Source organism: Pseudobacillus sp. FSL P4-0506 (assembly GCF_038003025.1).
Classification (GTDB): Bacteria; Bacillota; Bacilli; order Bacillales; family Domibacillaceae; genus Pseudobacillus.
The window spans coordinates 1371448-1384009 of the sequence record NZ_JBBOOI010000001.1; the positions used below are offsets into that span (position 1 = coordinate 1371448).

11 protein-coding genes are annotated in these 12562 nt (G+C 43.1%); 8 read left to right on the top strand and 3 right to left on the bottom strand.

The genetic code is table 11. The features are described from left to right. Nucleotides 1-51: 51 nt before the first annotated feature. Entirely contained in the window at nt 52-1236 is a 1185-nt protein-coding gene (locus MKZ02_RS06635; RefSeq protein WP_340852592.1) for an MFS transporter, read from the bottom strand. A gap of 121 nt (nt 1237-1357) precedes the next feature. On the opposite strand from MKZ02_RS06635, the gene MKZ02_RS06640 reads away from it, so the two are divergent. From MKZ02_RS06640 to MKZ02_RS06650, 3 genes are all read left to right on the top strand, one after another. After that, nucleotides 1358-2242: a LysR family transcriptional regulator gene (locus MKZ02_RS06640; protein WP_340852593.1), complete on the top strand. Its 885-nt coding sequence runs from the start codon at nt 1358-1360 to the stop codon at nt 2240-2242. Nucleotides 2243-2427: 185 nt separating this feature from the next. Further along, entirely contained in the window at nt 2428-3120 is a 693-nt protein-coding gene (locus MKZ02_RS06645) for a FadR/GntR family transcriptional regulator (RefSeq protein WP_340852595.1), read from the top strand. A gap of 2 nt (nt 3121-3122) precedes the next feature. Continuing rightward, nucleotides 3123-4349: a CynX/NimT family MFS transporter gene (locus tag MKZ02_RS06650; protein WP_120034356.1), complete on the top strand. Its 1227-nt coding sequence runs from the start codon at nt 3123-3125 to the stop codon at nt 4347-4349. Nucleotides 4350-4424: 75 nt separating this feature from the next. Here MKZ02_RS06650 and MKZ02_RS06655 read toward each other — a convergent pair whose 3' ends face one another. Then, on the bottom strand, nt 4425-5633 hold the full coding sequence (locus MKZ02_RS06655; protein WP_340852597.1) for an MFS transporter: 1209 nt from the start codon (nt 5631-5633) through the stop codon (nt 4425-4427). 197 nt (nt 5634-5830) lie between these two features. On the opposite strand from MKZ02_RS06655, the gene MKZ02_RS06660 reads away from it, so the two are divergent. From MKZ02_RS06660 to MKZ02_RS06675, 4 genes are all read left to right on the top strand, one after another. Beyond that, nucleotides 5831-6157, top strand: a complete 327-nt coding sequence (locus MKZ02_RS06660) for a PadR family transcriptional regulator (protein WP_120034352.1) — start codon at nt 5831-5833, stop codon at nt 6155-6157. Between the two features lie 15 nt (nt 6158-6172). After that, nucleotides 6173-7036: a permease prefix domain 1-containing protein gene (locus tag MKZ02_RS06665; RefSeq protein WP_120034350.1), complete on the top strand. Its 864-nt coding sequence runs from the start codon at nt 6173-6175 to the stop codon at nt 7034-7036. Between the two features lie 156 nt (nt 7037-7192). Then, the gene (locus MKZ02_RS06670; protein WP_340852600.1) at nt 7193-8005 is read left to right on the top strand and encodes a YitT family protein; all 813 of its coding nucleotides are present in this window, start codon (nt 7193-7195) and stop codon (nt 8003-8005) included. Between the two features lie 312 nt (nt 8006-8317). After that, nucleotides 8318-9676 carry an IS1182 family transposase gene (locus tag MKZ02_RS06675; protein ID WP_120032260.1) on the top strand — a complete coding sequence of 453 codons (1359 nt, stop codon included), beginning with the start codon at nt 8318-8320 and terminating at the stop codon, nt 9674-9676. A 214-nt stretch (nt 9677-9890) separates the two neighbouring features. On the opposite strand, the gene MKZ02_RS06680 is transcribed toward MKZ02_RS06675, so the two are convergent. Further along, entirely contained in the window at nt 9891-11261 is a 1371-nt protein-coding gene (locus MKZ02_RS06680) for a sigma-54 interaction domain-containing protein (protein WP_406910218.1), read from the bottom strand. A gap of 254 nt (nt 11262-11515) precedes the next feature. Between MKZ02_RS06680 and MKZ02_RS06685 the strand changes: the two genes are divergently transcribed. Then, complete coding sequence (locus MKZ02_RS06685) at nt 11516-12535, top strand: NAD(P)/FAD-dependent oxidoreductase (RefSeq protein WP_120034344.1); 1020 nt, start codon at nt 11516-11518, stop codon at nt 12533-12535. Nucleotides 12536-12562: the final 27 nt, after the last annotated feature.

A 12562-nucleotide genomic window follows, 5' to 3' on the forward strand; every position in this document is an offset into this window, starting at 1 on the left:
AGGGGAGCCTAAACGCTTAAGCAGGGCTCTCCTTTTGATATTTAATAAGCTCTATGCAGCTGTGGGAACTTTTTCTTTCTTAGTGCGGAACGCAACAAAAAATTGAACGATCATGCATGCGAGATTGATGGCAATCAATCCTATGACAGAGAATAAAAAACCTCCGGTTGCATCATGAATCCACCCGATCAAGATCGGTCCTGTTGCACTAATAATATAGCCTGCTGACTGAATCAGCGCTGACCAAGCAGCAGCTTCTTGTCCGCTTGTAGTTGCATCAATTGGCAGCAGCAAGTTGAGCGAAAATAAGGAAGCTGCTCCAATTCCAAGAAAAATAGCGGCTACCCAAGGGAATATTGCAAGGTACACCATGAGAAAGCCAATGAACTCTACGCCAGAAAAAAACAGCAATAAGAAGAGACGGGAAGGATACTTTTTAATAATAAAAGGAAGTAGCAAATTTGCGGGAATTTGTACAACCGCAAAAATAGTTAGCGCATTGCCGGCATAGCTTTCACTGTAACCCATGCCTTGTACAATCGGAGGAAGCCAGGCAGTGATCGAAAAAAAGATCATTCCTGACAGGCCAAACGACCATATCAGCAGCCAGGCCCTTGGATTTCTCCAAGGAAGGGCAGGGGACGGCTGAAAGGCGGAATTGTTTTTTGAATGATTAACCTGCCGTAAAACCAAAAGCCACCAGAGTGGAATGGCGATTAAAGCCAAAACAGTCCAAATGCCAAGCGCAGCTCGCCAGGAATGCAGTCCGCTTTGAAGCGGCGCGGCTAAGCCGGATGCAAGAGCGGCTCCCATCGTCATAGCAACGGAATAAACACTAATCATTTTCGGTACCTGGTGAGGGAAGTGGCGTTTAATAAACCCGGAAAGCAAAGGGCCCATAATAGCGGCGCCAATGCCGATTACGAATGCGGTAAAAAGTAAAAAGAAAACCGAGTTCGTAAAGAAGCGTAAAAATGTGCCGAGACCAACTAGGAGGAGAGCACCTCCTAAAACCCGTTCCATGCCGATACGATTTCCCAGTTTGGCTGCTGCTGGCGAAAAGATTCCCATGCAAAGGACAGGAATGGAAGTTAGTAAACTTGCTGTTGAAGCGCTAATTCCTAAGTGGTTTCGCAATGACTCCAACAAAGGGGAAATGGAGTTGATTGCAGGGCGCAAGTTTAAAGAAGCCATAAAGAGAGCGAGCGCCATCAGAGTGGCCCTAAATCTTTTCATTTTCTTCACACCTTTTCTTACTCATTTAAGCTCAAGGTTACCTGAAGATAAATGATTGGACAATTCAATAAAAACTATTATAATCATTGAAAAAATCAATGATATGAGGAGAAAGGCCGGCATGGAACTTAGACAGTTAGAATATTTCATGACTCTTTGTGAAGAGCTTCATTTTACAAGAGCATCAGAGAAAATTGGGATTTCTCAACCAACACTTAGTTTGCAAATACGAGCGATAGAACAGGAGCTGGGAACTCCGTTATTTGACCGTATTGGAAAGAGAATTGCTCTAACAGAAGCTGGAGCCATTCTTCTCAAGAATTGCAAGGGAATGTTTCGAAACCTTGAAAATGCCCTTCACGAGATAGAGGAACTTCGTGAATACCAGGGAGGCACTGTCGCGGTCGGCGTTTTGCCGGCAGAGCTCGATTACCGATTTACTCCTTTATTCATCGATTTTTACAAGAGATTTCCTAACATTCGCTTAAATCTCTCTGCGTCCACTGTTGAAATTACTAAGCAAGTACTTGATAACGAAGTGGATATTGGGATTACACTGCTTTTATCACAGGACAGCCGTTTAGTCAGCCTCCCCCTTTATCGCGAAGAGTATGTGTTAGTCGTTTCAAAAAACCATAGGTTAGCTAACCGTCACTCTATCCGTTTAGCAGAGTTAAGAGACATGCCGATGGTGATGTATGCTAAGCAATTTTTAGGAAGGCGACTATTAGAGGATCACTGTCAAAAGCATGGCATTCAACTAAACACAGTGGTAGAAACAACGACGGGACCTTCGCTTTTCCGTTTTGTTAAAGAAAATATCGGGGCGACTCTCCAGCCACTGCCGCTCTCCCAATCGCTAAATGATCCCAGTTTGTGCTTAATTAGGGTGAGCGATGACCCTCCTGTACGAGATATTGGGATTATTTACAGGGCGGATAAGTATCTAGGATTTGCGGTGCGGAAGTTTATTGAAACGATGGAAGAAAAGTTAAAAAGCCCGTGATCCTTCTGGCTTTTGGAACAGCCTGATTTTTGGGCTGTTTTTTTAGTTATTATGTATAGGCATTTTGTCGGCAGGAGAGCTTCATTAAAATTGTTTTAGGAATTTTTCGTTTGATGTTTACTTATTTTCATAGATATGATAAGTTTGCCAATGAACCAATCATCCTACAAATTTGAGGTGTAGACATGAACATTGAAAAAGCGAACCGTATCTCACTTGTGGATCAAGTCGCAGCACAAATAGAGGAATTAATTGAGACCGGTGCTTGGCCGGTCGGCACGAGGCTGCCTCCGGAAATGGAATTGATGGAACGATTTGAAGTGAGCCGCAATACACTTCGTGAAGCCATACGCGCACTTGTGCATAGCGGTCTTTTGCAGACAAGACAAGGAAGCGGCACTCATGTCTGTTCGACGAGCGCCCTCGGCGTGGCTATTGAACGGCGGGTAAGCAAGTCGGATTTGCAGGAAACCTTGGAGGTCAGACATGCACTTGAACGGGAAGCAGCCCGGCTGGCGGCTGTTCGGCGAAGCGATGAAGATGTCAGAAAGCTGAGGTCTTATTTAGATAACTGCCGTCAGGCGATTAATGACGGGGATCAGGAAGGTTATGCAGAAGCAGATATTCAGCTTCATCAAGCTGTTGCTGCAGCTGCTCATAACCGCCTGCTGATTGAATTATATGAGCATATGATCGATGCCTTGCATTCATCTGTGCGCAATCTTGTTGAACTTTCCTTTTGCACAGCTACTCATCAGCATATTCATGAAAAGCTCGTTGAGGGCATCGCGACACAAAATGAAGAGGCGGCAGCAGAAGCTGTTAATGAATATATGGTTTACTTAAAAGATTTGCTGTCTGCCGGTTTGGAGGAATAAGAATGGGAGAACCACAAGCAATCCAATCTATTGAACAAAATCATGCATCAAGAAGATGGAAAGTCGTTTTTTTAATCGTGGGGATCATTTTGATCGGTGCCAACCTTAGAGCACCTTTAACTTCTGTCGGACCCCTCGTACCAGCTATTCGGGAGAATCTTGGAATATCAAATGCTGTTGCTGGCACGATTACGACGCTTCCTCTGCTTGCCTTTGCTTTTCTATCGCCGTTTGCGCCAAAAATCTCTCGGCGGTTCGGAGTCGAACTGACATTATTTGTCGCTTTAATTGCTTTGGCAACAGGAATATTGCTCCGTTCCTCCGGGGGAGTAGCAGCCTTATTTGCAGGGACAATTTTACTCGGATTAGCGATTGCTCTTGGCAATGTGTTGCTGCCTGGCTTTATCAAACAACATTTTTCTGAGCGTCTTGGTGTGATGACAGGCATTTATTCCGTTTCCATGAATCTCTGTGGCGCTATCGCCTCGGGCCTTAGTGTACCGCTTGCTGCCAGCGCTGGTTTTGGCTGGTCAGGCGCTCTCAGGGTATGGGCAGTATTAGCATTCATTGCTGTTTTCTTTTGGTTGCCGCAGCTGCGTCGTAAAAAACAAACAGCAGTGCCAGGAGGCAATCGCTCAGGCAGCCGGTTATGGCATTCTCGTCTTGCCTGGCAGGTTACTTTATTTATGGGATTACAATCGTTAATCTTTTATGTAGTAATTACCTGGCTGCCGGATATCTTACAGCAAAAAGGAATGGATGCCGGATCAGCCGGCTGGATGCTGTCAATGATGCAATTTTCTGTTTTGCCGTTTACATTTATTGTGCCGGTGCTGGCAGGCCGGCAGGAAAACCAGCGTGGGATTGCAGCTGCCACGGCCGTCTTATTTACGGCCGGACTGATTGGCATACTGTTTGACGATAGTGCCCTTTTGCTGCTATGGGTGATTTTTACCGGTATTGGAGCAGGATCTGCATTTAGCCTCGCTATGATGTTTTTCAGTCTGCGTACGAAAAGTACACAGGAAGCGGCAGAGTTATCGGGAATGGCTCAGTCATTCGGGTATCTTCTGGCTTCTGTTGGACCGGTTTTGTTCGGCGGATTGCATGATCTTACCCATAGCTGGACGATTCCTTTAACCATGCTGATTGCGGCTTCAGTGCTTATTTTTGTCACTGGCTTATCTGTCGGGAAAAAGGGGTACGTTACTTCGTCTGCCCAAAAGTAAAGTGGTGAAAGCTCAAATTTAACTATAGTCAATCTTTGAAAGAAGCTTAGGATGACCAGTCTTTTCATGGTCATCCTAAGCTTTTTTATTATAGTGCCTCTCAGATGATCCAAGCCATACAGCGCCTGCCATGATAAAAAAAGTAAGCATAAGCAGTGGAATAGTATACCCGGAAGAATAGTCTACAAGCCATCCGAATAATGAGGGAGAAACAACAATAAACACTTGATTTAACGTTAAAGCAAAACTCACTGTTAAGGTGGAGAATTCAGTGGTTGATTTTTCCGAGACGAGCACGATGAACAGGCTGAACCAGCCAATTCCCAAGAATCCTATCCAAAAGCATAAAAGGTTAATTGCCCATAAAGGGAGATAAGATGGCAGAAGAATAAGACCCAATACAGCCATAGCAGAGGCCCACATCGTTAGTTGCAGGGGCTTGCTTCGATTTCCTTTAAATACATGGTCGCTGATCCAGGCCAAAATAATCCGGCCAAACATTCCGCCAGCCAACGCAAAACTTAAGAAAGACCCTGCTGTGCTAAGCTTCACATGCAAAGTGTTCGTAAAGTAGCTCATTAAGTGGGCAACAAGGATAATCTGCAAAGAAACCATAATCATGCCAATGAAAAATACAGGATAAAGACTAGTGTTACTTTTAATTGTATTGATTTTTTCCATGAAGCGGTGTTTTTTGCTGCCATTCTTTCCATGCTTAATATCTTTGTAGAATAAAAGAAAGACTAAACCACCTGTTATAGCAACGGCTGATTGTGCTGTTATGACGGCGGTGGCCCCATTGTAATAAAACAAGAAAGGAAGAATCATTGAAGCGGCGGCCCCGCCGATAGGGATTCCCGTTTGCCTGATGCCCATCGCCAGTCCGCGGTGCTGCTTAGGGAACCATTTCATAATAGCACTGCTTCCGCCGGGCTGGGCGGTGCCGTACCATAAGCCGACAATGGCCAAAATGATAAGCAGTAAAACATACTGATCTGTTAAAGAAGCAGCTAAAATACTGCAGCCCAGAAACACAGCGCCTAAACCAACGACCCACTTCTCTCCGTGTTTCTCCATTAAATCTCCAAAGAATAGCATAGAGAAGATCGGACCAGCGTTTACTGCGGATACTAACAGGCCAACTTCCAATTGTGAAAGCTCATATTCTCTTTGATAGAAAGTTGCCAGCGGACCTATCCCGTAAGTGACAAATGTGGCACAGGCTTGAGCAAGAGTAGCAATGAAAAGAATAAGCCACTTACTTGTAATTTTCCTTCTTTGCAAACAACATCACTTTCTCCTTTAAAAACCTCAGATTTAAATAGTGTCTCTATCATAACGTATGGAAAGTAAGAAGAGCTATTTATTTCTTGAACAGCCAAGATGGCTAAACTTGTCTTTTTTTAATAGAAAATGTCTGTAATATTACTTTGACAGACAAAGTAATATGAAGTATATTGTAATTGTAGGAGGGACGCCTAATGAGTGCGAAAATATCATCTGATTTAATCAGAGGCCATACAGATACGATCGTCCTTGGAATTTTAAAAGAAGGGGACAGTTATGGATATGAAATTTATAAAAAAATTATTGAGAAAAGCGAAGGGCAGTACGAATTAAAAGAGGCAACTCTTTATTCCAGTTTTAGAAGGCTTGAACAAGAGGGCTGTGTCACTTCTTATTGGGGAAGCGAGACACAGGGAGGCAGAAGAAAATATTACAGTATTACTGCTTCCGGTGAAACGCTTTATAAACGAAACTGTGATGATTGGGAGTTTACCAAAGAAGTCATCGACAAATTATTGTAGAAAGGCTGTGAAAAAATGAAGAGCAGGATCAAGGAATATATTGAACAAGTATTTGCTGATTTTCCTCCCTCCAATCAGCTTAATGAATTAAAGGAGGAAGTAGAGGTTAATCTGCAGGAGAGGATTCAGGAATTTACTAATCAGGGTATGAACGAAGAAGAGGCGTTTCAGAAAGCAATCAGCCAGCTTGGCGATGTGACGAAGGTAGCTGAAGACATCGGCATAAAAGCTCATTATGAAGTTATTGATCATATGTATAATAAAAAACCGCTCCCTAAAGTCCATGTGTTTGGCTATGTCATTAGCATTGGAATTTTACTGTTCGGGATGATTACGGCACTGCTTGTCCATTTGCGGATGGAAGAATACTACATTACTATTTCCACCTTGTTTCCATTTGCCCTTGTATCGATCAGTGCGCTTGTTTATTTAGGGTTGACTCAAGAAACTCCACATCATTTTGGAATGAGACCGATCCGGGCAGCAGGCTATACAGCAGCGACGGGAGTTTTACTGTTTGGCTTATTTACCGCTGGTATTGTTTATTTTCAAGGGAGTGTAGAAAATGGTGAGTGGGTTGCTACGTTGCTTCCATTTGCTATTCCTTCCATCTGCCTTTACGTGTTTCTTGGACTGACAGAAAAGGACCGCAGCAAACACGACCAAGAGTGGATGAAGTATACAGCCAAGTATTATAATCCGGAATATCAAATGATACGAGGGAGTATCTCGGGTGCTTTATGGATTTTTGCCTTTGCTACCTTTCTTCTCATTGGTTTTATTATTAGTTGGAAGTACGCGTGGATCGTATTTATTTTTGCGACAGGTGTAGAGGTATTGATCGGAGCCATTCCTTTCAAGCAGAAAAAAGCTTTATAAATAAAAACGCGAAGAGTTAAGTGTCTCTTCGCGTTTTTGTTCTACATCTTTTTGTGCGCGTCTGGTTTTTCAGAAAAAACTATTATCTCTAAAATCTCCAGTTTCTCCCCTATAATAATAACAATTAAACAGTAGATGGGAGAAGGGAGAGGTTAGATGAAAAATGTTGTAATCATTCTGTTTGGCTCATTTTTAGTAGGAGTCGCTTACAATTTTTTTCTCATCCCGCACGAGATATTAAGCAGTGGGCTTAGTGGGGTAGCAATTATGTTTGGTCTGATCACTCCTTTAAATACAGGCGTGGTAAACCTGATTTTGAATTTGCCGCTTCTAATTATTGGGTTAATCAAGCTTGGAAGGCGCTTTATCAGCTACACGATTTTATCAGTAGTCACGATTTCATTCAGTCTCTATGTGATACCGATTGTTGAAGTGTCCACAGAGCCTATCTTGTCCGCACTGTTCGGCGGAGTGATTACGGGAGCCGGCATTGGGCTGATCTTCCGGGCTTCTGGTTCATCAGGTGGATTTGATATTATCGCCATGCTTTTGACAAGGAAGAAAGACTTTCCGCTTGGCTCGATTTTAACAGCTATGAATGCTGTAGTCGTCCTGGCTTCTGGATTTATCTTCAGCTGGGATGCTGCGCTCAATACGCTGATTGCCATTTATGCGACAGGAAAAGTGGTTGACATGATTCATACTAACCATGTCAAGCTAACATTAATGATCATTACTGCCAAAGGGGAAGAAGTGAAAGGAAAGCTTCTGGCAAACTTGTATCGCGGTGTTACGCTAATGAACGGAGAAGGAGCCTACACGGGTGAAGGACGGTCCATACTCATGACGGTTATTACGCGTTATCAGCTTACTGATGTAAAGAAAATGATTCATGATGCTGATCCTGGGGCCTTTGTTAATGTTACCCAGACGGTTGAAGTTGTTGGCTCATTTCACCGGCCTTCCTAGAGAAAAAACCTTTTCCTGTTAGGAAAAGGTCAGACTGTAGACAAACTCAATGAAATTCTAGAGTTTGTCTACAGTCCTTTTTATTTTGCTTGTGAATGGGGGCTGTTGATTTCCATTCCAGGCGCTTCGCTTTCCGCGGGGCGGGCGGTGAGCCTCCTCGCCGCGAAAGCGCCTGCGGGGTCTCACCTGTCCCGCTGATCCCGCAGGAGTCTTTGCGCCATCCATTTCAATCAACAGGGGTTACAAAGTTAGAGTAGCCGTACAACCATACCTGTTTTAAAATAAATAGATCAAACACTTGAGGTGAGAAAGATGCTTTCGAAAAACAATCCAATCCAACGGAATCAAATAGAAATGATCGCTCTAGACCAGCTTGTACCAGAGAATCACCTGGTCCGTAAAATGGAGGCAGCGATGGATTTCTCTTTTATTTATGACTTGGTGGAAGGATTGTATGCGGAAGTGGGCCGCCCAAGCATTGATCCAATTATTTTAATTAAACTAACATTTATCCAATATGCCTTTGGCATTCGATCCATGCGCAAGACGATCGAGGAAGTGGAAACGAATATGGCCTACCGCTGGTTTCTCGGTTATGGATTCCATGATAAAGTGCCGCATTTCTCTACCTTCGGTAAGAACTACGAGCGTCGCTTTAAAGATACCGACCTGTTTGAACAGATCTTCTATCGTATCTTAAAAATAGCTGCCGAGAAAAAGCTCATTAGTGCGGAGCACGTTTTTGTGGATTCCACTCATGTAAAAGCTAGCGCGAATAAGCGTAAATTTGAAAAGAAAATGGTTCGCAAAGAAACACGCGCGTATCAGGAACGCCTCCAAGAAGAGATTAATCAGGACCGAGAGGATCATGGAAAAAAGCCGTTCCCGCCAGATAAGTTCGATAAAGAAGAAACGAAAGAAATCAAGGAAAGTACAACCGATCCGGACAGTGGCTACTACGTTAAAGACGAACGAACCAAACAATTTGCCTATTCCTTTCACGCGGCCGCAGACCGTAAGGGATTCGTAATTGGCACAATGGTCACACCAGGCAACACACATGACAGCCAAATCTTAGAGCCGTTAATGGAGAAAGTGATAGAAAAGGTAGGAAAACCTAAAGCTGTTGGTGCAGACGGAGCTTACAAAACACCTGCCATTGCCAGTTATTTAATGGAAAACGGCATGACACCTGCTTTGCCTTATACACGGCCGCGCACAAAAGAGGGCTTCTTCAGAAAGCATGACTATGTGTACGATGAACATTTTGACTGTTACCTTTGTCCGGCAGGGGAAGTATTGAATTACTCAACGACGAATAAGGAAGGCTATCGTGAATACAGATCACCCAAACAGGTTTGTACCTCCTGCCCTTTTTTAGCTAAATGCACGGAAAGCAGAGATCATCAAAAAGTGGTGACACGCCATATTTGGCAGAAATATATGGAAGAGGCCGACCATCTTCGCCACCACGAAGAAGTTAAAGCGATTTATGCGGAGCGAAAAGAAACGATTGAGCGTGTATTCGCAGATGCAAAAGAAAAGCATGGCATGCGTTGGACAACGTTAAGGGGACTTAAAAAATTGTCGATGCAAGCGATGCTTACTTTCGCTGCCATGAATCTCAAGAAAATGGCCAGCTGGACTTGGCGAGAACCAGAAATGGCTTAAATGATGACCTCGGAGAGGTCTATCTTTCTCTCGAAGGGCTTTAAAACTACCGAAAAATCAAAAGGGGTTCGGAATAAGACTATTCCGAACCCCTTTTGTCGACAAACTGACCTTTTCCTGTTAGGAAAAGGTTTTTTTATGTTTCCAGGATTACTCACCACCTGGGGTATTTACTGACTGCTTGTGCACGGACCTGGTGACCGTGTTTATGCGCCTAGCTCATCAAATCGCTGCAATATTCGCGGATCAGCTTCGACGCTTTCGTCTGACTGATGCCGAGGTCATTGGCGACTTTTCGTGATGATTTATACATCTGGTAAGATCTTCTGATGAGAATCCGTTTTGTCTCATTCAATGCCTGGTCGAGAGTGTGGGGAAGGGAAAGCTGGGTAAGAGGCCCGGCGTTTTCCGTAATCATATCAGGAAGGTCAGACACTTGAATGACAGAGTCGCTAATCACAACTAGCCGTTCAATGAGATTTTCCAATTGTCTCACGTTGCCTGGCCATGGATAATGAATCAAAGTATTGAGACATTCTTCTGAAATGACTTTGTTCGTATGGTATTTTTCGTTAAACTTATTTAAAAAATTATATGTCAGTGGAATCACATCTTCTTTTCGCTCGCGGAGCGGTGGCAGATGGACATCAATCACATTTAGACGATAAAACAAATCTTCGCGAAACTGTTTGTCCTTGACCATTTGGACTAGATTCTGATTGGTGGCAGCAATAATGCGGATATCGACTTTTTTTGTTTCACTGCCGCCAACAGGGATAAATTGCTTATCCTGAATAACCTGAAGCAGTTTAGCCTGAAGAGCAAGAGGCATTTCGCCAATTTCATCGAGAAACACAGTGCCGTTGTCCGCCGCCTCGATCAAGCCGGGCTTTCCAGATTTGCTGGCGCCGGTAAATGCCCCTTTTGCATAGCCAAATAGTTCGGATTCAAGTAACTCTTCTGGAATAGCAGCACAATTGATTGTTAAAAATGGCCCGTTTTTCCGCTGGCTAATTCGATGAATAAAATGGGCAAGCACTCCTTTTCCTGTGCCTGATTCTCCCTCAATCAAAATCGTTGAATCTGTAGGTGCTACTTTTTCACAGAAGGAGATGATTTGTTTAATCTTTTCGCTGTTTGTAACGATCCGCTCTGCTTCCTCTTCAAAGTGAGTTATATTTGACTCACTTGCTGCCTCTTTCGCTTTGAACATTTTATACGTTTGTGATTCTGTTGACGTTATGACAACAAGTTCAATCTCTCCTGCTTCATTTAAGAGCGGAATAGCAGATGTGAGCAGTTCTGCACCAATATATGTTTGCTGTTTCATATAGCATGGTTTCTTTCTTTTATACACCTCAGGAACAATAGAAGGTTTCCAATACCCTTTTTCGAACAATTCAATGTTATATTTACCGATTACATCGGTGGGCTTTAATCCATAATGACGTTCACACGCCTGATTAACATAAAGAATCCGCATTTCACCATCAAGTACAAAAATCTCATCGGAAGAATGATCGAGTATTTTTAATAACGTCTCCAGTGTCATCTCAACGCTGTTTTTTTCTTCTGCATGTTTCACAGGCATTCCCCCTTTTGTAAATCAAGTGAGTTATATTTGACTAACTATTCTTAACTTTGAGTTAAATATAACTCAATTTAAATCAAAATTGAAAGAATTTTCGTTATTTTTTTATCGTTTTCGCTAATTTTAGAAGTTGGCATTGGAATTGCATATATACAACCAACAGGCAGTCAACACTGTCTTGAAATATCCGTTTATTCCAAAGAGGCAGACTCAAGGAGAACTATTTTTGTAGTAGAGGGGGAATGACGATGAAGCAACAGCCGGAAATATTTGATATTACAATTATTGGCGGCGGCCCGGTTGGGTTGTTCACTGCTTTCTATGCGGGAATGCGTCAGGCTTCAGTCAAGGTTATTGAAAGTCTACCACAGCTTGGCGGCCAGTTATCCGCTTTATATCCTGAAAAATATATTTATGATATTGCTGGCTTTCCAAAAGTACGTGCTCAGGAGCTTGTTGATCAATTAATCGAGCAAATGAATCAATTCGAAACGGCAGTATGTCTGGAACAGTCAGTGGAAAGCATCGTACGAACAACAGATGAAGTGCTCGCTATCACAACGAATGAAGAAACCCATTACTCAAAAGCAATTATTATCACAGCTGGAAATGGAGCTTTTCAGCCACGTAAGCTGAAACTTGAAGGCGAAGAAAAATTTGAAAGCGCTAACCTTCATTATTCCGTTCAGAATTTAAATCAGTTTGCCGGAAAGAAGGTAGTGGTATTCGGCGGAGGGGATTCAGCCGTTGACTGGGCGATGATGCTTGAGCCAATCGCAGAAAAAGTAACGCTCATCCATCGTAGAGATAAGTTCCGTGCTCATGAACATAGTGTAGAGCTGTTAAAACAGTCAAAGGTCGACATTGTAACACCGTATGTGCCGATGGAACTTATTGGCGAAGAAAGGATTGAAAAAGTCATTGTGACGGAAACCAAGAGCGGTGAACCACTTGAAATTGAAGTCGATGATGTACTCGTTAACTATGGTTTTGTCTCGTCCCTTGGACCAATTAAAGAGTGGGGACTTGAAATCAAAGGAAATTCTATTGTAGTAAATTCTCGGATGGAGACAAACCTGGAAGGCATTTATGCCGCTGGAGATATTTGCACCTACGAAGGAAAGGTCAAGTTGATTGCCAGCGGTTTTGGAGAAGCACCCACAGCTGTCAGCAACGCCAAAGTATATATTGATCCGAGCGCAAAAGTACAGCCGCTCCACAGTACGAGTGTGATGGGCGAAAAAAACAAAAGTACCCACTCTGTGTAATAACGAAATCAAGTAGCAGGAAGGAGA